Below are 20,907 nucleotides of genomic sequence, written 5' to 3'. Positions count from 1 at the left end.
GTGTGTCGTCCTCCTTGCCGGCGCGCGGCGCAGTGTACGCCGCGCGGCCGGCGGTTCATCCCTTTACGCACACCACCTGGCGCAGCGTATGCACGATCTCGACCAGGTCGCGCTGGGCCTCCATCACCGCTTCGATCGGCTTGTAGGCCGCCGGCGACTCATCCACCACCTCCACGTCCTTGCGGCATTCCACGTGCGCGGTGGCCTTGGCGTGGTCGTCCACGCTGATCAGCTTGCGCGCCTGGGTACGGCTCATCACGCGGCCGGCGCCGTGGCTGCAGCTGTGGAAGCTGTCCTCGTTGCCGAGCCCGCGCACGATGAAACTCTTGGCGCCCATGCTGCCCGGAATGATCCCCATCTCGCCCTTGCGCGCACTCACCGCGCCCTTGCGGGTGAGCATCACGTCCTTGCCGAAGTGGTGCTCGCGGCTCACGTAATTGTGGTGGCAGTTGACCGCCTCGGCCTGCGCCTCGAACGGCTTGGTGATCACCGTGCGCACCGCGGCCACCACGTTGCGCATCATGATTTCGCGGTTCATGCGGGCGAAGCGCTGCGCCCAGTCCACGGCGAACACGTAGTCGCCGTAGTGGGTGCTGCCCTCGGGCAGGTAGGCCAGGTCCTGGTCGGGCAGGTTGATCATCCAGCGACGCATTTCCTGCTTGGCCAGCTCGATGAAGTAGGTGCCGATGGCATTGCCCACGCCGCGCGAGCCGGAGTGCAGCATGAACCACACGCGCTGGTCTTCATCCAGGCAGATCTCCACGAAGTGGTTGCCGGTGCCCAACGTGCCCAGGTGCTTGAGGTTGTTGGTGTTCTTCAGCTTGGGGTGGCGCTCGCAGATCAACGCGAAGTCATCCACCAGCTGGGTCCAGCCGTCCACCGCCAGTTCCGGCGGCGTCTCCCAGCTGCCCTTGTCGCGGCCACGGCCCACGCTGCGGCCGTGCGGCACCGCGCGCTCGATGGCGCTGCGCACCGCCGACAGGTTGTCGGGCAGGTCGCTGGCGGTCAGCGTGGTGCGGGTGGCGATCATGCCGCAGCCGATGTCCACGCCCACGGCCGCCGGGATGATCGCGCCGATGGTGGGCACCACCGAGCCGATGGTGGCGCCCTTGCCCAGGTGCACGTCGGGCATCACCGAGATCCAGCGGTGGATGAAGGGCAGGCGCGCGATGTTCTGCAGCTGCTCGCGCGCCGCATCTTCCAGCGGCACGCCGCGGGTCCACAGCTTGATCGGAACAGCGCCGGGCTGCTGGATGACGTCGTAGGTGATGCTCATGGTTCGTTTCCTTGTTCGATATGCCGGAAGGCGGCGCGGTACAGCGTCCGGCCCGGCCCGGCTGGCCCCATTGCCAGCCGGGCATTGCCCATGCCGCATCCCTGCGGCGTGCACCTGCGCTGCGATGGGGCCGGTGGGCGGCCCGCATCGCGTCCTGCCAGGGATAGAGCAATCGGCGTGCCAACTTTTTCACTATCTTCCCAAGAGATTGTTTTAAAAGGATTTTCATCAGATTTTTAGCCGTCTGTGCTTCTACCGCAGAGTGGACTTCTATATATTCTCAGCGAGCCTCTTATAAGGATGGATATGGGCAAGCGACAGGTGGTGTTCGGCATGCTCGGTATCCAGCTTGATGCCGGGACCGGTCCAGGCCGCTGGCAGAAGTGGCGGCCGACGGTGGCACTGGGCATGCACGATGACTTCGTGCCCAACCGCATCGAACTGCTGGTGGACGCGCGCCGCTTCGGCACGCTGACCGCGCTGGTCCGCGAGGACCTGGCGCTGACCGCGCCGGACACCGCGGTGCACATCCACGACACCTACATGGCCGACCCGTGGGAGTTCGAGGGGGTGTACGCGTGCCTGCACGATTTCCTGGCCGGCTATGCGTTCCAGCCGGACGAGGAGGACTACTACATCCACATCACCACCGGCACGCACGTCAGCCAGATCTGCTGGTTCCTGCTGACCGAGAGCCGGCACTTCCCCGGCCGGCTGCTGCAGACCTCGCCGCCGCGCAAGCAGCTCGTGGGCGATCCGGGCACGTACGCGGTGATCGACCTGGACCTGTCGCGCTACGACCACATCGCCCAGCGCTTCGCCCAGCAACAACTGCAGGACCGCGACCTGCTCAAGGGCGGCATCGCCACCCGCAACCCGGCGTTCAACCGCATGATCGAACAGATCGAAACCGTGGCCACCCGCTCACGTGCGCCGATGCTGCTGATGGGCCCCACCGGCGCCGGCAAGAGCCAGTTGGCCAGGCGCGTGTTCGACCTGAAGAAGCTCAAGCATCAGTTGCCGGGGCGGTTTGTCGAAGTGAACTGCGCCACTCTGCGCGGCGATGGTGCGATGAGCACGCTGTTCGGCCACACCAAGGGCGCCTATACCGGTGCGGTGAGTGACCGCGCCGGCCTGCTGCGGTCGGCCGACAAGGGCCTGCTGTTCCTGGACGAGATCGGCGAGCTGGGCCAGGACGAACAGGCGATGCTGCTGCGTGCGCTGGAAGAGAAACGCTTCCTGCCGGTGGGCAGCGACCGCGAAGTGGAGAGCGATTTCCAGCTGATCGCCGGCACCAACCGCGACCTGCAGCAGGCCGTGCGCGCGGGCCGCTTCCGCGAGGACCTGCTGGCCCGACTCAACCTGTGGACCTACCCGCTGCCGGGCCTGGCCGAGCGACGCGAGGACATCGAACCCAACCTGGACTTCGAGCTGGAACGCTGGTCGCGCGAGCAGCACGAGCGGGTGCGCTTCAATGCCGAGGCACGCAGCCGTTACCTGGCCTTCGCCACCAGCCCCGACGCCCCCTGGCGGGGCAACTTCCGCGACCTGGGCGCGTCGCTGATGCGGCTGGCCACGCTGGCCAATGCCGGGCGCATCCAGACCGATGGGGTGGAAGAAGAGATCGCGCGGTTGCGCGCGCAGTGGCATGGCAGTGCCGATGCGTCGCCGCTGGACGCGCTGCTGGGCGAGGCCGCCGCGGAACTGGATCGCTTCGACCGCGTGCAGCTTGAGGACGTGGTGCGGGTGTGTGCCCGCTCTGCATCGCTGTCGGCCGCCGGCCGCGAGCTGTTCGCGGTGTCGCGCACGCAGCGGGCCAGCACCAATGATGCGGACCGGCTGCGCAAGTACCTGGCCCGGTTTGGATTGGATTGGGAGCAGGTGCGCGCGGTGTCGCGCGGGGGTGTTGCGCCGTAAACGCCGGGTGCCGACGAGGGGTGGCCGGGTTACGTGCAGCCGACCAACGGTCGGCTCTACCCCGGGTTGGCGGCCTGCCAACGGTCTGGGGCWCGGTAGAGCCGACCGTTGGTCGGCTGCACTGGGAGCAGGTGCACGCGGTKTCGCGCACGGGTGTTGCGCCGTRAACGCCGGGGSGCCGACGKGGGGCCGCCGGGTTACGTGCAGCCGACCAACGGTCGGCTCTACCGGGGTTGGCGGCCTGCCAACGGTCTGRGGCACGGTAGAGCCGACCGTTGGTCGGCTGCACTGGGAGCAGGTGCGCGCGGTTTCGCGCACGGGTGTTGCGCCGTAAACGTCGGGGGGCCGACAAGGGGCCGCCGGGTTGCGTGTAGCCGACCAACGGTCGGCTCTACCGGGGTTGGCGGCCTGCCAACGGTCTGGGGCACGGTAGAGCCGACCGTTGGTCGGCTGCTCGCACACCCGGCACCGTTACACGGTGATCAGGCGATCTTCACCACGCGCGCGCCCTGGCACAGCGGGTAGGTGGCGACCAGGTCGGCGATGCGCTCGCGCAAGGTCTCGAACGACACGCCGTACAGATACAGCGCGGTCTCGGTCGGCCCCTGCCACCAGCTGCAGATCTCGCCCACGCCTTCGATGCGCTCGACGATCTGCTCGAACACATAGTTCGAGTCGCACTGCTCGTAGACCTCATCGGGCAGGTCGGTGCCGTTGAGGTACAGCGCCAGGCCTTCGGTGACGCCGAACGGCTGGTCCGGTTCGCCTGCACGCTGGATCAGCGAGCCCTTCGGCGCGCCCAGCTGTTCCAGCAGTTCGATCACGCCCGGCAGCGAGGCCGGGTCGGTCAGGGCAATCTCGATATCGCCGTAGTCCACTTCGCCCTCGTCGGTCAGCGCGGTGCCGCCGCCGGTAAGCTGGCCCAGCTCAGCGCTTTCCAGCAGCGCATCGAGCGGATCCTCGAACAGCTCATGGCGATGCTCGGGTTGCAGCTTGGCATTCAATTTGACGGTGACGTGCAGCGGGGAATCGGTCATGGGGGTGGCCTGTGCCAACGGAATACGCCCCATTGTAGTGCCGGCCGCTGGCCGGCTCCCGATAACAACCGAGCGAAGAGCAGCCGGCCAGCGGCCGGCAGGCCCTCACCGCAGGAACGGCGCAACCTTGCGCTCCAGCATGTCCACCAGTGCCGGCTGCATGAAGGCGTAGTCGTCGGGAATATCCAGGCAGATGATGCGCTTGCCGCCCAGCCAGGGCCGGAACCGGCTGGACAGGCGGCTGCGGTGCGCACGCTCCATCACGAAGATCAGCTCGGCCCATTCCAGCAGCTCCGAGCTGACCGGCACATCGGCATCGGGCTTGAGCCCGGCCGATGCGGTTTCGATGCCCGGCCAGGCGGCGAACACCTGCTCGGCCGTGGGGCTGCGCAGGCGGTTCTGGCTGCAGATGAACAAGACGTGGCGTGGAACGCGTTGGGTCATGGATTTCGGAATTCCTTCATCTGCAACACTCGGTCAGTGCCTGGTACCACCACTCGTACTATGTGTATGGTGCCGCACGCCTTCACCTGCAATCGTGATCTCCGCGCGTGCACCTTCACTCTGGCGGCGTCATTCCGGGCCCGCCACGGGCGTCACCCCGCCAAGCATCAAGCGCAGACGCACTACCATCGTAGAGGATGCCCATATGATCTCAAGAGACGACCTTCGCCAGGACTTTGACGATGTCCAGAGCGAGTCAGGATGCTACTTCTTCCAGCACGTGCTGCCGCAGTTCAACTACGCGTACTGCCTGAGAAGCACCGAAGACCAGGACTTGCTTGTGGTCTCGAAAGGCATCGAAGACAGGAAGTTCGCCTCGAGCGTGACAATGCAGGCACCCGCTTGTCTGCCGCCAGGAGCGCCCACTGTTTTTGAGCTGCAGGCGAACGACTATGGCTTTACCCACGCAATGGCGGTTCCCCACACGTATCACGGCCATCTGAAAGGCCGCCTCGAGGCAAAGCGTGGGCAACTGTTTCTCTGTATCCCGATCTTCCGGTGCGAGTTCGCCGGCGATGAGTCGGCGGACGCGTTCAGGGATGCCATCCTGAGGACCGTAGCGGTGTTCGACTGGACCCGAACTGTCTCCCCAAAAATCAGCGTTTACTTCGACAACCCTGGAACCGGGGGCGGAACGGAGGCGTGCGGCGCCATCGTGACGTTCGCCACATTGATCTCGGAAGTGAAGAACCTGAGCGGCATAGTCAATGGATTCATCGAGATCACGAACTACACAGGTGACGTCGTTGAGGTGCTTTCAACCAGCGAAGGTGCGTTTACGTTGATCCGCAACCGAAAGGATGAAGAAGCAATGGACGTTGATTCACTGAGATCGATGCTGGAGCACTTTGTCAGCCGCTGACGGTCAGTCGAGGCCGAGCACCAGCTCGGCATGGAATCGATGCCCTCCAGCGGATTTCTGAGGCCAGACGGTCAGTGCCGACCAACGGTCGGCACCTACCTGTGGGATGTTCCCACTCAACCGCTCCCCAGCAATCGTGGCGCGCCGGGCTCAGAGCACGGTGAGGTTGGCGTAGGCCATCACCAGCCACTTGCTGCCGGCGTCGGCGAACTCCACCTGCACGCGCGCGTGCTGGCCGTTGCCCTCGTAGTCGGTGACCATGCCTTCGCCGAATTTCGGGTGGTTGACCAGCGCGCCCAGCTTCAGCGGCGGCGCCTCCAGCGCGGCGTGGCCCATCACCCGGTTGGCACCGAGCGAGGCGGTGCGCGAGACCTGCACCTTGGGCCGCACTTCGTTGAGCAGTTCCCGCGGGATCTCGCGCAGGAAGCGCGACGGCACGTTGTAGTTTTCCTGCCCGTGGATGCGCCGCGATTCGGCGTAGCTGAGCACCAGCTTCTGGCGCGCGCGGGTGATGCCCACGTACGCCAGGCGGCGCTCTTCCTCCAACCGCCCGCTTTCTTCCAGCGAGCGTGCGCTCGGGAACAGGCCATCTTCCATGCCGGCCAGGAACACGATCGGGAACTCCAGGCCCTTGGCCGAGTGCAGCGTCATCAGCTGCACGCCCTCCTCGCCCGCCTGGGCCTGGCCTTCGCCGGCCTCCAGCGAGGCGTAGGACAGGAACGCGACCAGTTCGCTCATGGTCTCGCCGGTTTCCTCGATGTCGTCCTCGCGGCGCACGAACCGCGAGGCCACCGACACCAGTTCGTCCAGGTTGTCCGCGCGCGATTCGGAATCCAGCGCGTTGCGGCTTTCCTTGGACCAGTGTTCGCGCAGGCCCGACCGCACCAGCACGTGGTCGATGCGCTCGGCCAGGGTCATCTCGCCGGCTTCGCCATGCAACTGGTTGACCAGGGTCAGGAAACCGGCCAGCGCGTTGCGGGCGCGCGCCGCCAGTTCGTTGCCCTGGGTGGTGAGCATGGTGGCTTCCCACAGCGAAATCGCGTGGCTGCGCGCCAACCGCCGCACTTCATCCAGGGTGCGGTCGCCGATGCCACGCGTGGGCGTGTTGACCGCGCGCTCGAAGGCGGCGTCGTCGTTGCGGTTGGTCATCAGCCGCAGGTAGGCCAGCGCGTCCTTGATTTCGGCACGCTCGAAGAAGCGCATGCCGCCATACACGCGGTACGGCACCTGCTCGGAGATCAGGGCTTCTTCAAATGCGCGCGACTGCGCATTGCTGCGGTAAAGCACCGCGGCATCGCCATAGCTGCCGCCGTCGCGCACCCACTGGCGCGCGCGCTCGACCACATAGCGCGCCTCGTCCATTTCGTTGTAGGCCGCGTACAGGTCGATCGGGTCACCGTCGCCGCTGTCGGTCCACAGTTCCTTGCCGATGCGGTCGGGGTTGTGCGCGATCACCGCGTTGGCCGCGCCCAGGATGTTGGCGCTGGAGCGGTAGTTCTGCTCCAGGCGCACGGTCTGTGCGCCGGGGAAATCCTTCAGGAAGCGCTGGACGTTCTCGACCTTGGCGCCGCGCCAGCCGTAGATGGCCTGGTCATCGTCGCCGACCACGAACACGTGGCCGCTGTCGCCGGCCAGCACGCGCACGAAGGCGTACTGGATGGCGTTGGTGTCCTGGAACTCGTCCACCAGGATTTCGCGGAAGCGCGAGCGGTAGTGGGCCAGCAACGCCGGGTTGTCGCGCAGCAGTTCATGCGCGCGCAGCAGCAGCTCGGCGAAGTCGACCAGGCCGGCGCGGTCGCAGCGCTCCTGGTAGGCGATGTACGCCTGGCGCATGGTTTCCAGCCACGCGTCGTGCGGCTCGGGCTGGATGTGCTGCGGGCGTCGGCCTTCATCCTTCTGCTCGTTGATCCACCACGCGATCTGCTTGGGCGGGTGCTTGCTGTCGTCGATCTCCAGCTGCTGCACCACGCGCTTGACCAGCCGCAGCTGGTCATCCGAATCGAGCACCTGGAAGCTGTCGGGCAGCTTGGCGTCCTGGTAGTGCAGGCGCAGCAGGCGGTGGGCCAGCCCGTGGAAGGTGCCGATCCACGCGCCGCGGCTGCCCTGGGGCAGCTGCAGGTCGATGCGGTGGCGCATCTCGCCGGCGGCCTTGTTGGTGAAGGTCACCGCAAAAATGCCATGGGTAGGCACGCCGCAGACTTCGTTCAGCCAGGCGATGCGGTGGATAAGTACGCGGGTCTTGCCGGAACCGGCACCGGCAAGCACCAGATGGTGGCCGGGCGGGGCGGACACAGCTTCGCGCTGGGCGGGGTTGAGCCCGTCGAGCAAGTGGGAGACATCCATGGGGCTATTTTACGCCCTCCGCGCCCTCCCTGCGTCAGGGTTTGCGGCCGGCGGCCTCGTCCTTCAGGCGGGCGTCCAGCTGGGCGCGTCCGTTCTGCGCGTAACGCTGGCAGGCGCCCGCATCCACCAACGGCGGCGTGCCATCGCCCGCCAGGCGGGCGAACAGATCGCTGCCCAGCGGATGCGGCGTCACGTGGATTTCGCAGGGCAGCGCGGCAAGGGTGTCCAGGCCGCGGCGGAACGCGGCCACCATCTCCGGATGATCCAGGTAGCGGTACTGCGCATCGGAGATGGCGCTGACGCTGTCGGTGTAGGCGATGTCCAGGCAGCGTGCGCCCTCGCAGGAACGCCATGTCCAGCTGGTGCCACCGGGAGTGTGACCCGGCGTGGCGTGCGCGGTCAGCGCCAGCGGGCCAACGCGGACCACCTCGCCGTCGCCGATCACCGCGACGTCGGCCACGGGCGGGAAGGTCCCACCGAGTTCGAGGTACTGCGGGTCGCTGCGGTCGCTCCTGCCCTTGCGCAGCGTGGCTACCGCCGGTGCACGCGCCAGCAGCGGGGCACCGGTGGCCGCCTGGAGGTGGGCCAGGCCGGCGGCATGGTCGGAATGTTCGTGCGAGTTCAGCAGGTACTTCACCGCGTGCGGATCGAAGCCCAGTGCACGGATGTTGGCCGCGATCAGGGGACCGGCCGCCACGGTGCCGCCGTCGATCAGCACGTGCCCCTGGTCGGACGTCACCAGCACCGCCGACAGCCCACAGGTGCCCACGTACCACGTGTTGCCGAAGATACGCCGTGGCGGGGCGCGATCGTTCCAGCCGTCCATGACGCTGGCACCGGCCGGGCAGGCCGGCATGTCATCGATTGCGCTGGCCACGGGCGTTGCGGCGCTGGCCGGCACGCCGGGTGCGGGGGCATCGGCTATGTCTGCCGGCCGGCAGGCGGCGAGTAGCATGCCGGTACCCAGTACGGCGAACACGCGGCGCATCACGGCCGGGGTAACGGGTCCGCGCAGGGCGGTCGGGGCGGAGGTGGGCATCATGCGCATTCCCGGTCTGAAAGGCAGCAGCCTAGAGCGGTACGCGCACCGTCACCAATGCGAAGTTCGAGACAGAGGCATGAGCCCTTTGAATACCTCGCGTCAGCCGGTACCGCGAGGTGTCGCAGCTGGCCCACCTACGCAGGGGGTCAGCCCAGCGCGCGCGCCGCGGCCTGCTGCGCCTGCACCCGCAGCTCGGGAATGGCCAGGCTTTCCCACAGCGTGCCGATGCGCAGGCTGCCCACCACCTGCACACCCGGATGCGGCTGGCCGTTGGCCGCGAGCAGTTCGGCATGCGCCACCGAGGTATCCAGCCCCAGGCCGTGCGGGCCTGGCCGGGCGTGGCCGTCGGCCAGCAACTGCTGCACCAGCGGGTTGCGCATCGCGGTCGCGCGGGTTTCCACGCCGGTGGCATTGATCAGCGCGCCCACGCGCAGCGGGGGCAGGCCACCGCCGGCGCCGTGCGCATGCACCTGCAGGGTGCCGTCGAGCACCAGCACGGTATCGAGCCGGGCGCGGTGGCGCTGCAGCTGGCCCGACTGTTCCAGCGCAGCCAATTGCGCCTCGACACTCTCGGCGATGCGATGGCGGTGCACGTCCCAGTACCGCACCACGTGGCGCAGGAAACGGCGCTGGTCGGCGGCCTCCAGACCCCGCCACAGGGCCTGGCCCAACGGGCGGATGCGATCCATCACGCTCTGCCACGGCAGGCCCTGCGCGACGGCGTCACGGGCGTGGCCACGCAGCGTGCGCAGCGCCTGCCGCACTGGCATGCCCGGCAGCGGTTGCGGATCGAAACCGGCCGCGCCACCGTGCGCGTGCGGCAGCGGCAGCAGTGCATGCCGCGACAGCACGTGGATGCGCCCGCGGTGCCCGGCATTGGCCAGCGCCACCACGCTGTCGGCCATGCTCAGGCCCGAGCCGATGATGGCCAGGTCGCCGTCGCCGGCCAGCAGGCGCACGCCGTCGTAATCCCACGCGTCGACCACCTGGCCCGGGGGCAGCGCGTCGGCACCGGTGATCGGCAGCGGGCGCATGCTGTTGCCGCAGGCCAGCACCACCTGGCGTGCCTGCCAGATCTCGCCACCGGCCAGCGTCAGCTGCTGCGTGGCGGTGCCGGGCTGCAACGCGGTAACCGCGTCATGCACGACGCTGAACTGCGCGGGGCTGCTGGCCTGCGCCTGCTCCAAGCGTGCCTGCAGGTACGCGGCATAGCAGCGGCGCGGGGCGTATTCGGCGGCTACCGCGTCGCGCGGCAGGCCGGGGAACGCGTCCACCTGCAGCAGGTAGTCCAGGAAATCATCGGGCGCATCGGGCAACGCGCTCATCTTGCCGGCCGGCACGTTGAGCAGGTGCTCGGGCCACGGCGTGGCGTAGGCGATGCCCTGGGCCAGCACCGAGGCCGGCTCGAACACGGTGACATGCAGCGCAGCGGTGGCCGTGCGCAGCGCATGCAGCGCTACCAGCACGCCCGCCGCACCGCCGCCAACGATGGCCAGGTCACACTGGCGAGGGGTTTGGGTTGCCGTCATGCCCCGATTGTAGGCGATGCGCGCGGTGGCCCCGTGTGGGCCATCGCCGCGGCGCTACATCAGCGCATCGGCCAGCCGCGCGATGCCTTCGCGGCTGCGCCGCCAGGTCGGGCGCTTGCGCCAGCTTTTCAGCTCCAGCTGACGCGACTGCAGCAGGTAGTCGCTCTCGATCTGCAGCAGCTGGGCGACGATGCCGCGGTCATAGCAGAGCATGCCGATTTCCGCGTTGAGCGCGAACGAGCGGATGTCCAGGTTGATCGAGCCGACCAGCGCGATGTCCTCGTCCACGGTGAGGTGCTTGGCATGCAGGAAGCAGGGTTCATACAGCGCGATGCGCACGCCGCTGCGCAGCAGTTCGTCGTAGTAGGCCTCCTGCGCCCAGGCGGTGAGCCGCTGGTTGCTGCTGGCCGACAGGATCAGCTGCACCTGCACGCCCGACAGCGCGGCGATGCGCAGCGCGCTGAGGGTGGCCTCGTCGGGCACGAAATACGGGGTGACCAGCACGATGCGGCGACGCGCCAGGTGGATCAGCGCGTTGACCGCATCGCGTGCGTTGCTGAAGGGATACGCCGGGCCGCTGGGCAGCAGCTGGGTGGCCACGTCGGCCGAGCACACCGGCACGGCGGTCATCACGTCCAGGCGCTGCCCGGTTTCCATGTACCAGTCGCTGGCGAACACGGCTTCCAGGTGCGCCACCACCGGCCCGCGCACGCGCGCGACCAGTTCTTTGTTGGGGAACCCAGCGACGAACTGCGCGCGTGCCAGGTTCTGTGAGCCGATGTAGCCGACGCGGTTGTCGATCACCGCGATCTTGCGGTGGTTGCGCAGGTCCATGCGGCCGCTGCGGCGCCAGCGCAGGCCGCCGGGCAGCATCGCGCGCACGTCGACACCGATCGCCTGCAGGCGATGGCGATAGTGCCGCAGCCCACGCTTGGCCCCCACTGCATCGAGCAGCACGCGGCAGTGCACACCGCGCGCGGCCGCCCGCTGCAGCGCCTCCACGATGGCCTCGCCGACGGCATCGTCGAACATCAGGTAGTACAGCAGGTGCACGCGCTCACGGGCCTGGTCGATGTCTTCGATCAGGGCCTGCAGCGAGGCGTCGTAGTCATTGAGCAGATCCACCGCGTTGCCGTGGATGGGCATGAAGTCGCCCTGGCGCTCGATCAGCGGCACGATCTCGGCGGTGGCGGTCTCCGGCGGCGGCGTCCAGCGCAGCGGCGGCTGCAGGGCCTGCTCTTCACGGATCACCTGGGAGGCCTCGGCCTGGCGCTGCACGCGCTGGCGCGACAGCCACGGGTGGCCGAACAGCAGATACAGCGGCAGCCCGAGCAGCGGCACGAAGCCGACCAGCAGCAGCCAGCTGCGCGCGGCACCGGGCGTGGTGCGGCTGGGAATCCACAACAGCGCGGCCAGCCGGATCAGCCAATCCAGCATCAACAACCACGAACCCAGCAGCCACTCGAACAGCATCGCGTCGCCCGTCGGGAGGTAGGCCGGCATTCTGACATGGCCGGTGCATGCACCCGGTAGTGCCGGCCGCCGGCCGGCTCCTCGTCACTTCGTCAGGAGGCCCATCGCGCCTGCCATCGAAATGGATGCTTCTCCCAATGGCGGGGTGCACCTTGTTTCGAGGGACGTAGCAGATTGCGTAGGGCGCTATGCGCGTGGAAGGGTGTGCAGGCGCCCGTTTGGATAGGGTTGCGTCTCCGATGGGGTCTGTCGCGCGCGTGAGGGCCCCGCAGCGGCCGGTAGGCCCCTGGTGCAAATGTCCCCCGGCCGCGTGGCGCGCTGGCCCCCCATGCCCTTGGAGGCGAAATAAAGGAGGAGGTGGCGGCCGCAGGCCGACGCCGGGGGACATTCGCCGGAAAGGGTCTGGGGGKCCAGCGCCCAACCCACCCACAGGCCCCGCCTGAAAAGGTGCACAGCGCGCTTAGTGCTCGCCAAGCGGACGAGAGAAAGAACAAAAAAAACCCGCCACCAGGGCGGGTTTTTTCTTGGGGAAGCTCAAGAACCCTTGCGGATTACTTGATCTTGCCTTCCTTGTACAGGACGTGCTTGCGCACGACCGGATCGTACTTCAGGAATTCCATCTTCCCGGGGGTGTTCTTCTTGTTCTTGTCCGTCGTGTAGAAGTGGCCAGTGTTGGCCGTCGAAATCAGACGGATCTTATCGCGCTTGCCTGCCATGATCGTTTACTCCTCAGACCTTTTCGCCGCGCGAACGCAGCTCAGCCAGAACGGAGTCGATACCGTTCTTGTCGATGGTGCGCAGGGCATGCGCGGAAACACGAAGCTTGACCCAGCGGTTTTCGCTGGCAACCCAGAAGCGGCGCTCGTGCAGGTTGGGCAGGAAACGACGGCGGGTCTTGTTGTTGGCGTGCGAGACGTTGTTACCCGTCTGCACTCGCTTGCCGGAAACTTGGCATACGCGGGACATTGCGCACCTCGATAAAAGTAGTTGTCAGCCCATAGCCCGGGCGACGGCGGCCTCGACGGTTTCCCGCCACACGTCATGAGAATCAAAGGGTTACGCTGTCGAGGGCGGACCGGATGACGTGTTCCCGGCCACCGATCCAAAGATTTCTGGACACAGCGAGCCGCGCATTATGCCGCAGCCCGTGGGCTGGCGCAAGTTGTCCACAGGGCCATGGCGGTCCCCCGGTGCCGGGTCAACCCGCCATGTTCGCATCGCCACCCACGGGCGATGGCGATACTGGCCGCCCCTTTTCCCCTGGACCCCTCGATGCGGCTGCTGGCACTTACCTACGGCACCGAAGGCGACACCCGCCCGCTGGTCATGCTCTGCCACGGCCTGATGGCCGCCGGACACGAGGTGATGCTGCTGGCCGAGGGCGGTACCCTGGGCAGCGCGCGCGCCCTGGGCGTGCCGCATGCCGCGCTGGAAGGCGACATCCATGACGAGGTGGTCGCGCTGGTGTCGCGCGGCAACAACACGCTGGCCGCCTCACGCGGACTGGCCCGGATGGCGCGCCGGCACGTGCCGGCGTGGACCCGGCAGGCCGATGCGGCCGCCGCCGGGTGCGATGCAGTGCTGACCGGTGGGCTGGCCGCCTTCGTGGGCATGACCGTGGCAGAGCGGCATGGCTTGCCCGCGATCGGGCTGGGCATGATCCCGCTGACGCCCACGGCCGCCTTCCCGTCCCCGTTCCTGCCCCGGCTGCCCCTGCCCGGTGCACTGAACCGGCTCAGCTACGGGCTGGTCAACCAGGCGGTCTGGCGCACCTTCCGGCAACCGATCAACCAGGCCCGGCATGCGCTGGGCATGCCACCGCGACGCAGCCTCTGGCGCGATCTGCCGATGCTCTACGGCATCTCGCCCAGCCTGCTGCCGCAACCGGCGGACTGGCCGGCCAATCACCGCATCTGCGGCCAGTGGCGCCTGCCGGACAGCCCCTGGCAACCACCGCCGGACCTGCAGGCCTTTCTCGATGCCGGGCCCGCGCCGGTGTACCTGGGCTTTGGCAGCATGACCGGCTTTGATCGCGACCGCGTGCTGTCGGCGCTGCTGGACGCACTGGCCCCCCGCCGGGTGCTGCTGTTCCCCGGTTGGGCGGGGCTGCCCAGCACCCCCCTGCCCGCCCACGTGTTCGTGGTCGGGCCAACCCCACACGAGGCGCTGTTCCCGCGCTGCGCGCTGGTGATCCACCACGGCGGCAGCGGCACCACGCATTCGGCCTGCCGGGCCGGGGTACCATCGCTGGTGATGCCGTTCGCGGCCGATCAGTTTTTCTGGGCGGCGCGGTTGCAGGCGTTGGGCGTGGCGCCGGCGGCGTTGTCGCCGAAGCGGTTGGATGCAGGGACACTGGCGAAGGCGGTGGCGTTCGTTGAAGCCCCCGACACCCGGGCCCGGGCGGTCACACTGGGGCAGGCAATGGCCGAGGAACGTGGCGTAGATCAGGCGATAGCGCGGCTCGAGCAATGGCTGAGTCCGCGCCAGCAGGGAGCTGGCAGTGATCACAGAACGCAGCCATGGGAACATTAACCAAGGCGTTCGGGTGGTTTTACACGCCGTCGGCCGCATGGCATGATTCCTCTCAAGCGCTGCTGATCGGGACCTGGCAACAGGAAAGTAGTGCTGCGAAGACGGGCATGGCCCGGACTTTCCTCAGCCTTTGGCGGGATAGGCGCAAGCCGACGCGATACACAAGCACCGAGAACGAAATCTGAAAGCGCCCCAGAGATGGGGCGCTTTTTTCGTTCAGGGCCTGGAGATTCCAAGCTTGCTAGCGAGCACCTTGGTGACGCGAAACACGCCATGTCCGTGTGGCAGGACCTGGCCGTGCCAATTGCGGTTGTAGGCACTGGCAACCCAGATGTGGGCGCGGTTGGGTTCTGCTCGCCGCGTGATACGGGTCCAGATGATGTCACCGTGGCCCATGTCGGTGCAGAAGTACTGCTCACGTGCCTCACCCCGAACCTGACGCACCTGCCGACGGACGGATGCGTCGAAGAACGCACCGCGCATGAAATGCGCCACATCGTGACTCAACTGGTAGCGATCCAGGCAAAAGTAGCGTTCTTCGGTGTGATGTGGAAACCGCGGCCCCCTGCCTTTTTGATCGGTGAATAGATGGAAGCTGAACATCACGTCCACCTCGACGATCGAACCGTGCACAACAATCGAAAGCGTAAATGGATCGAGATGTGAGAGGTCGTATACCCGCGCGCCGACCGTGAACTTCCCGTATGACACCTGGTGCACTCCATGCGCAGCTCTTCCTGGACGGCGTTGATGATAGCGGCGCGAGTCAGCACACAAGTGCGCTCGACGTCGCATCGTGGCGCATCCTGCTGACGTCATGATGCCTGCCCGTCAGTGCGCGGCAGGCATGACGTTGCATGCCTGCCGCAGGATGCATCACCCGACCAACGGTCGGGTGCTACCGGGTGACCGGTGTCGCATCGTTTTTGCGGTGCAACCACCGGTACAACACCGGCAGCACCAGCAACGTCAGCAGCGTGGACGACACGATGCCGCCGATCACCACCGTGGCCAGCGGGCGTTGCACTTCCGAACCGGCGCCCACGTTGAAGGCCATCGGCACGAAGCCCAACGAGGCCACCAGTGCGGTCATCAGCACCGGGCGCAGCCGGCCCAATGCGCCGTCGCGCACGGCATCGGCCAGCGGCGAACCGCCGTCGCGCAGGCTGCGCACGAAGCTGATCATCACCAGCCCGTTGAGCACGGCAACGCCGGACAACGCAATGAAGCCGACACCGGCCGAGATCGACAGCGGAATGCCGCGCGCGGCCAGCGCCAGCACGCCGCCGGTGAGCGCCAGCGGTACGCCGCTGAACACGATCGCCGCGTCCTTGACCGACCCGAACGCCCAGAACAGCAGCGCGAAGATGATCGCCAACGTCACCGGCACCACGATGGACAGGCGCTGGCTGGCCGAAATCAGCTGTTCGAAGCTGCCGCCATACTCGATCCAGTACCCGTTGGGTACCTGCACGTCGCGCCCGATGGCCTGCTGCAGGTCGGCCACGAAACTGCCGAGGTCGCGGTCACGCACGTTGGCGGTGACCACGATGCGGCGCTTGCCGTTTTCGCGGTTGATCTGGTTCGGCCCCTCGCTGTTGCCCAGCGTGGCCAGCTCGCGCAGCGGCACGGTGCGGGCGCTGCCGCTGGTCCAGCTGCCGGCGCGGCTGGACTCGTCGGCATCATCGCCGGCCAGTGCCGGGGCCAGCGACACCGGCAGGTCGGCCAGTGCGGCCGGGTCCTGGCGCAGCGCTTCGGGCAGGCGCACCACGATGTCGAAGCGGCGGTCGCCTTCGAACAGCTGCCCGGCCACCTGCCCGCCCACCGCGGTAGCCACGGTGGACTGCACCTGGCCGGGATTGAGCCCGTAACCGGCCAGCGCGTTGCGGTTGGGGGTGATGGTCAACAACGGCAGCCCGCTGGTTTCCTCCACGCGCACGTCGGCTGCGCCCGGCACGGTGCCGGCCACGCTGGCGATGCGCTTGCCCACGCTCAGCAGCGTGTCCAGGTCATCCCCGAACAGCATCACCGCCACGTCCGCCCGCACGCCGGAAATCAGCTCGTTGGTGCGCATCTGGATCGGCTGGGTGAACTCGTAGTTGTTGCCCGGCAACTGTTCCACCGCCGCTTCCAGTTCCCCCAGCAACGCCGCCCGTGACTTGCGCGGGTCCGGCCAGTCCTTGCGCGGTTTCATCATGATGAAGGTGTCGGCCACCGACGGCGGCATCGGGTCGGACGCCACTTCCGGCGTACCGATCTTGGAGAACACCTTGTCGACCTCGGCGAACTGCACCAGCCGTTTTTCGATCTGCAGCTGCATCTGGATCGACTGGGTCAGGCTGGTGCCGGGGATGCGCATGGCATGCATGGCCACGTCGCCTTCGTCCAGGTTGGGCACGAATTCGCTGCCCAGGCGCGTGGCCAGCAGGCCGCAGCCCACCACCAGCACCAGCGCGCCGGCCACCATCCAGCGCCCGCGCCGCAGCGAGAAGGCCAGCAGCGGCTCATAGCGCCGGCGCACCCACGCCATCAGCCGGTTTTCCTTTTCCTGCACGCGGCCGCCGAGGAACAACGCGATGGCCGCCGGCACGAAGGTCAGCGCCAGCAGCATCGCACCGGTCAGCGCCAGCACCACGGTGATCGCCATCGGATGGAACATTTTTCCTTCCACGCCAGACAGCGCGAAGATCGGCAGGTACACCGCGGTGATGATGCCCAACCCGAACAGGCTGGGGCGGATCACCTCGGCGGTGGCGCTGGCGGTTTCGGCGAAGCGTTCGGCGGCGGTCATGTCGCGGCCGAGTGCGTGCTGGCGTTCGCCGAAACGGCGCAGGCAGTTCTCGATGATGATTACCGCACCGTCGACGATCAGGCCGAAGTCGAGCGCGCCCAGGCTCATCAGGTTGGCCGAGACGCCGCCACGGGCCATGCCGGTCAGCGTGAACAGCATCGCCAGCGGAATCACCGCGGCGGTGATCAGCGCCGCGCGGAAATTGCCGAGCAGCGCGAACAGCACCACGATCACCAGCAGCGCACCTTCAATCAGGTTCTTGGCCACGGTGTCGATGGTGCGGTCCACCAGCGCGGTGCGGTCGTAGCTGGCGGTCACGGTGACGCCTTCGGGCAGGCTGGCCTGCGCCTGCTGCAGCCGTGCGGCCGCGGCCTGGGCGACGTCGCGGCTGTTGGCGCCGATCAGCATCACCACCGTGCCCATCACCACTTCGTGGCCGTTCTGGGTGGCCGCGCCACTGCGCAGCTCCGGGCCGTCCTGCACCTGCGCCACGTCGTGCACGTGGATCGGCACGCCTTCGCGCCGGGCCAGCACGATGTTGCCGATCTCCTCCAGGTTGGCCACCTGGCCGGGAATGCGCACCAGGAACTGCTGGCCGTTGCGCTCGATGTAGCCGGCACCCACGTTCTGGTTGTTGGCTTCCACCGCCTGCGCCACGTCTTCCAGGGTGAAGCCCAGCGCGCGCAGCCGTGCCGGGTCCGGGGTGATGTGCACCTGACGCTGGAAGCCGCCGATGGTGTTGACCTCGGTCACCCCCGGCACGTTGCGCAGCTGCGGGCGGATCACCCAGTCCTGCAGGGTGCGCAGGTCGGTGGCGGTGTAGGCGCTGCCATCGGGTTTGCGCGCCTTCGGATCGGCGTCGATGGTGTACATGAAGATCTCACCGAGGCCGGTGGAGATCGGGCCCAGCTGCGGGTCCAGGCCCTCGGGGATCTGCGACTTCACCTGCTGCAGGCGTTCGGCCACCTGCTGGCGGGCGAAGTAGATGTCGGTGCCGTCTTCAAACACCACGGTGACCTGCGACAACCCGTAGCGCGACAGCGAGCGCGCCTGCTCCATGCGTGGCAGGCCGGCCATCACCGTTTCCACCGGGTAGGTGATGCGTTGTTCGGTCTCCAGCGGCGAGTAGCCGGGGGCCGCGGTGTTGATCTGCACCTGGACGTTGGTGATGTCCGGGGTGGCGTCGATGGGCAGCTTGGTGAAGCTCCAGATGCCAACCGCCACCAGCACCAGGGTCAGGCTCATCATCAGCCAGCGGTGGGCGATGGACGCACCGATGATGCGTTCCAGCACACCGGCGCGTTCAATGCTCATGCGACGCCCCCGCCTTGCCGATGTCGGCCTTCACCACGTAGCTCTGCTCGACCACGACCTGTTCGCCGGGCGTTACCCCGTCCAGCACTTCCACCTTGCCCGCATCGCGCGCGCCCAGGCGCACCGGGCGCGCGGTGTAGGTGTCGCCGGTGCGCACGAACACCACGTCCTTGCCGTCCATGCTCTGCAGTGCACTCAGCGGCACCACCTGCGCGGCCGGTTGGGTGGCCACCACGATGCGTGCCTTCACCGCCGCACCAGGCCGCCACAGGCCATCGTCATTGCGCAGCGTGGCGCGGGCCACCGTGCTCTGGCTGGCGGTAGCGGTACCGGGCAGGACGCGTTCGAGCGTGGTGGTCTGGCTGACCCCGTCGGTCATGCGCGCCACCGTGACCGGCACGCCGGCGGTGATGTGCTGGGTGTCGTTGCCGAAGATGTGCAGGTCCACCCACAACGTGGACAGGTCGCCGATCTCAAACAAGGGCGTGCCCTCGCCCGCCACGCCACCCACCTGGGCCTGGCGCGCCAGCACCACGCCACTGATCGGCGCGCTGACGGTGTAGGTGGTCAGGCTGAGATTGCTTTCAATGCTGGCCAGCACCTGGCCAGCCGCGACGCGGTCGCCGACGTTGGCGCGCAGCGAGCGGATCGGCCCGGGGAAGCGCGCCATCACCTGCGCCACGCGGCCATCAACGGGGGTCAGCAGGCCCTGCACGTCGTGCTCGTCGGCGATGGTGCCGGCTGCGACCGGGGCGACGCGGATGCCGGCCTGTTCGGCCATCGCAGCGGTGATCGTGGTGGTTTCCGGCGCGCTTTCGTCGTGCGCCGCCTCGTCGCTGTGGCCGGCCTCGCCGTGGCCCGGATCGGCCGCGGCCGGGGTGCCGGCCTCCTTCGCGCAGCCGGCCAGCGCCAGCAGGGTGAGCAGCAGGCCGGCGGTGAGCGCGGTGCGGGGGAAGAAAGTGGTCATCGGCGGTCCTCCGTGGACACGGCGGCAGTGGCGGGGGTGTCGCCGGCGGCGAGCATGCTCTGCCCGGTGAGACGCTGGATTTCGATCAGTGCGGTCTGCGCGGCGATGGCCGCGTCCAGCTGGCGCTGGCGGGCCTCGATGCGCATGGCCTGCAGCTGCGCCCATTCCATGTAGCTGATGGCACCGGCGCGCCAGGCCTTCTCGGCGGCGTTCTCGGCACGCGTGAGCTGCGGCAGCACGTCGCGCGCCATGCGCGTGACCTCCAGCCGCGAGGTCAGGTAGCGGCCATGTGCTTCGGCCAGGGTGGCGTACAGCTGCAGCGCGCGCGCATCCCGTTCCACCGCGTTGAGCGCCAGTTCGGCTTCGGCGGCGCGGATCTCCGGCGCGGCGCGGGCCACGCTGCCCAGCGGCACGCTGAAGCCGGCCACGAAGGCGCTGTCACGGCTCTCACGGTTGTTGCGTACGCCCACCTGCCAGCTGACATCCGGCCGCGCGGCAGTGCGGGCCAGCTGCACCTGCGCCTCGCGGATGCGGCGCTCGCCGGCCAGCATGGCCAGTTCGGGGGTGCGCTGCAGTGTGTCGGCCAGCACGGCGAAGTCCTGCAGCGCCGGCAGCTGCATCGGGTCGCCGGTGACGACGTCGAAACCGGGTTCGCGCTGCCGCCACATCGCCGACAACGCGGCACGCGCGGACTGGTCGGCCTGGGTGGCGCGGTCGCGGTCCAGCTCGGCCTGGGCCAGCATTGCCTGGGCGGTCAGCAGCACCGACTCGGGCGACGCACCGGCCTGCAGCCGCAGGCGCGCGGCCGCCACCGCGCGCTTGCGCTGCTCGATGTCGGTGCGGGCGATGGCCAGCCGCTGGCGGGCGTCGGTGACAGCGAGATAGCGGCGTGCCACCTCGGCCATCAGGTCCAGCCGGGCGGTTTCGCGCTGGGGAGCCAGGCTGTCCAGGTTGGCCTGGGCCACGGCACGGCGGGCGTCCAGCTTGCCGCCGCGTTCGAGCATGCCGGCCAGGGTGACGGTCAGCTCGGCGCTGCGCAGGCCGCTGGCATCGCCGCTGCCCAGCACGTTCTCAAGGTCCACGCCCACGGTCAGTGGCGGGCGCAGGCCGGTCGCGTCCCGGCGCGCTTCCCAGATCGGGCGTTGCGCCTCGGCCAGGCGAAGGTCGGGGTGGTACTGGGCGACGCGCGCGATGGCGTCGTCGAGGGTCAACGGGTCAGGCGTTTTCGTGCCCTGCGCATACACGCACGGCACGAACGCGAGGACAGCCAAGGCTGCCAGGCGCATCCACATGGGGAATCTCCAGATAACGGTTCAGATG

The 20,907-nt window shown here is 68.0% G+C and carries 16 protein-coding genes; 3 read left to right on the top strand and 13 right to left on the bottom strand.

Going from position 1 to position 20,907, the window contains the following annotated elements:
* Positions 1-55: 55 nt before the first annotated feature.
* The gene (locus AC1DCJ_RS19540) at positions 56-1,276 is read right to left on the bottom strand and encodes an RtcB family protein (RefSeq protein WP_137190800.1); all 1,221 of its coding nucleotides are present in this window, start codon (positions 1,274-1,276) and stop codon (positions 56-58) included.
* Between the two features lie 306 nt (positions 1,277-1,582).
* Between AC1DCJ_RS19540 and rtcR the strand changes: the two genes are divergently transcribed.
* Complete coding sequence (rtcR, locus tag AC1DCJ_RS19535; RefSeq protein ID WP_478071720.1) at positions 1,583-3,193, top strand: RNA repair transcriptional activator RtcR; 1,611 nt, start codon at positions 1,583-1,585, stop codon at positions 3,191-3,193.
* Positions 3,194-3,675: 482 nt separating this feature from the next.
* Here the strand turns inward: rtcR and AC1DCJ_RS19530 are convergent, their stop codons facing one another.
* Together AC1DCJ_RS19530 and AC1DCJ_RS19525 are read right to left on the bottom strand one after the other, a co-directional pair.
* Positions 3,676-4,230, bottom strand: coding sequence for a hypothetical protein (locus AC1DCJ_RS19530; RefSeq protein WP_038685497.1), 555 nt, complete (start codon positions 4,228-4,230; stop codon positions 3,676-3,678).
* A gap of 105 nt (positions 4,231-4,335) precedes the next feature.
* Complete coding sequence (locus tag AC1DCJ_RS19525; protein ID WP_478071719.1) at positions 4,336-4,674, bottom strand: low molecular weight protein tyrosine phosphatase family protein; 339 nt, start codon at positions 4,672-4,674, stop codon at positions 4,336-4,338.
* Between the two features lie 205 nt (positions 4,675-4,879).
* On the opposite strand from AC1DCJ_RS19525, the gene AC1DCJ_RS19520 reads away from it, so the two are divergent.
* The gene (locus AC1DCJ_RS19520) at positions 4,880-5,596 is read left to right on the top strand and encodes a hypothetical protein (RefSeq protein ID WP_478071718.1); all 717 of its coding nucleotides are present in this window, start codon (positions 4,880-4,882) and stop codon (positions 5,594-5,596) included.
* 150 nt (positions 5,597-5,746) lie between these two features.
* On the opposite strand, the gene uvrD is transcribed toward AC1DCJ_RS19520, so the two are convergent.
* The 6 genes from uvrD to rpmB form a co-directional block, all read right to left on the bottom strand.
* Complete coding sequence (uvrD, locus tag AC1DCJ_RS19515) at positions 5,747-7,939, bottom strand: DNA helicase II (protein ID WP_038685491.1); 2,193 nt, start codon at positions 7,937-7,939, stop codon at positions 5,747-5,749.
* Positions 7,940-7,973: 34 nt separating this feature from the next.
* A complete protein-coding gene (gene bla, locus AC1DCJ_RS19510) occupies positions 7,974-8,981 on the bottom strand; it encodes a subclass B3 metallo-beta-lactamase (RefSeq protein ID WP_478071717.1) in 1,008 nt (335 codons plus the stop codon).
* 146 nt (positions 8,982-9,127) lie between these two features.
* Positions 9,128-10,528 (bottom strand): FAD/NAD(P)-binding protein, encoded by a 1,401-nt coding sequence (locus tag AC1DCJ_RS19505; protein ID WP_478071729.1) that lies wholly within the window; start codon positions 10,526-10,528, stop codon positions 9,128-9,130.
* Positions 10,529-10,564: 36 nt separating this feature from the next.
* Positions 10,565-11,983 (bottom strand): cardiolipin synthase, encoded by a 1,419-nt coding sequence (gene cls, locus AC1DCJ_RS19500; protein WP_137190894.1) that lies wholly within the window; start codon positions 11,981-11,983, stop codon positions 10,565-10,567.
* A 551-nt stretch (positions 11,984-12,534) separates the two neighbouring features.
* Positions 12,535-12,702, bottom strand: a complete 168-nt coding sequence (gene rpmG / locus AC1DCJ_RS19495) for a 50S ribosomal protein L33 (RefSeq protein WP_172407465.1) — start codon at positions 12,700-12,702, stop codon at positions 12,535-12,537.
* 10 nt (positions 12,703-12,712) lie between these two features.
* Complete coding sequence (gene rpmB, locus AC1DCJ_RS19490; RefSeq protein ID WP_019185625.1) at positions 12,713-12,949, bottom strand: 50S ribosomal protein L28; 237 nt, start codon at positions 12,947-12,949, stop codon at positions 12,713-12,715.
* Between the two features lie 306 nt (positions 12,950-13,255).
* Between rpmB and AC1DCJ_RS19485 the strand changes: the two genes are divergently transcribed.
* Complete coding sequence (locus AC1DCJ_RS19485; protein WP_478071716.1) at positions 13,256-14,515, top strand: glycosyltransferase; 1,260 nt, start codon at positions 13,256-13,258, stop codon at positions 14,513-14,515.
* A 216-nt stretch (positions 14,516-14,731) separates the two neighbouring features.
* Here AC1DCJ_RS19485 and AC1DCJ_RS19480 read toward each other — a convergent pair whose 3' ends face one another.
* The 4 genes from AC1DCJ_RS19480 to AC1DCJ_RS19465 all read right to left on the bottom strand — a co-directional run bounded on the left by AC1DCJ_RS19480 (position 14,732) and on the right by AC1DCJ_RS19465 (position 20,879).
* Positions 14,732-15,226 (bottom strand): hypothetical protein, encoded by a 495-nt coding sequence (locus tag AC1DCJ_RS19480; RefSeq protein WP_478071715.1) that lies wholly within the window; start codon positions 15,224-15,226, stop codon positions 14,732-14,734.
* Between the two features lie 187 nt (positions 15,227-15,413).
* Positions 15,414-18,620: an efflux RND transporter permease subunit gene (locus AC1DCJ_RS19475; protein WP_478071714.1), complete on the bottom strand. Its 3,207-nt coding sequence runs from the start codon at positions 18,618-18,620 to the stop codon at positions 15,414-15,416.
* Complete coding sequence (locus tag AC1DCJ_RS19470; RefSeq protein ID WP_141058855.1) at positions 18,610-19,587, bottom strand: efflux RND transporter periplasmic adaptor subunit; 978 nt, start codon at positions 19,585-19,587, stop codon at positions 18,610-18,612. The genes AC1DCJ_RS19475 and AC1DCJ_RS19470 overlap by 11 nt, the downstream gene beginning before the upstream one ends.
* Entirely contained in the window at positions 19,584-20,879 is a 1,296-nt protein-coding gene (locus AC1DCJ_RS19465) for a TolC family protein (RefSeq protein ID WP_478071713.1), read from the bottom strand. The genes AC1DCJ_RS19470 and AC1DCJ_RS19465 overlap by 4 nt, the downstream gene beginning before the upstream one ends.
* Between the last annotated feature and the right edge of the window lie 28 nt (positions 20,880-20,907).

It is taken from the genome of Stenotrophomonas sp. 10N36 (assembly GCF_056395005.1).
This window is presented reverse-complemented; position numbering and strand designations above follow the sequence as displayed.

Coding starts and splice junctions, on each gene's coding strand:
- AC1DCJ_RS19540 (WP_137190800.1), bottom strand. CDS start 1,276: ATGAGCATCACCTACGACGTCATCCAGCAGCCCGGCGCTGTTCCGATC.
- rtcR (WP_478071720.1), top strand. CDS start 1,583: ATGGGCAAGCGACAGGTGGTGTTCGGCATGCTCGGTATCCAGCTTGAT.
- AC1DCJ_RS19530 (WP_038685497.1), bottom strand. CDS start 4,230: ATGACCGATTCCCCGCTGCACGTCACCGTCAAATTGAATGCCAAGCTG.
- AC1DCJ_RS19525 (WP_478071719.1), bottom strand. CDS start 4,674: ATGACCCAACGCGTTCCACGCCACGTCTTGTTCATCTGCAGCCAGAAC.
- AC1DCJ_RS19520 (WP_478071718.1), top strand. CDS start 4,880: ATGATCTCAAGAGACGACCTTCGCCAGGACTTTGACGATGTCCAGAGC.
- uvrD (WP_038685491.1), bottom strand. CDS start 7,939: ATGGATGTCTCCCACTTGCTCGACGGGCTCAACCCCGCCCAGCGCGAA.
- bla (WP_478071717.1), bottom strand. CDS start 8,981: ATGATGCCCACCTCCGCCCCGACCGCCCTGCGCGGACCCGTTACCCCG.
- cls (WP_137190894.1), bottom strand. CDS start 11,983: ATGCTGTTCGAGTGGCTGCTGGGTTCGTGGTTGTTGATGCTGGATTGG.
- rpmB (WP_019185625.1), bottom strand. CDS start 12,949: ATGTCCCGCGTATGCCAAGTTTCCGGCAAGCGAGTGCAGACGGGTAAC.
- AC1DCJ_RS19485 (WP_478071716.1), top strand. CDS start 13,256: ATGCGGCTGCTGGCACTTACCTACGGCACCGAAGGCGACACCCGCCCG.
- AC1DCJ_RS19475 (WP_478071714.1), bottom strand. CDS start 18,620: ATGAGCATTGAACGCGCCGGTGTGCTGGAACGCATCATCGGTGCGTCC.
- AC1DCJ_RS19470 (WP_141058855.1), bottom strand. CDS start 19,587: ATGACCACTTTCTTCCCCCGCACCGCGCTCACCGCCGGCCTGCTGCTC.
- AC1DCJ_RS19465 (WP_478071713.1), bottom strand. CDS start 20,879: ATGTGGATGCGCCTGGCAGCCTTGGCTGTCCTCGCGTTCGTGCCGTGC.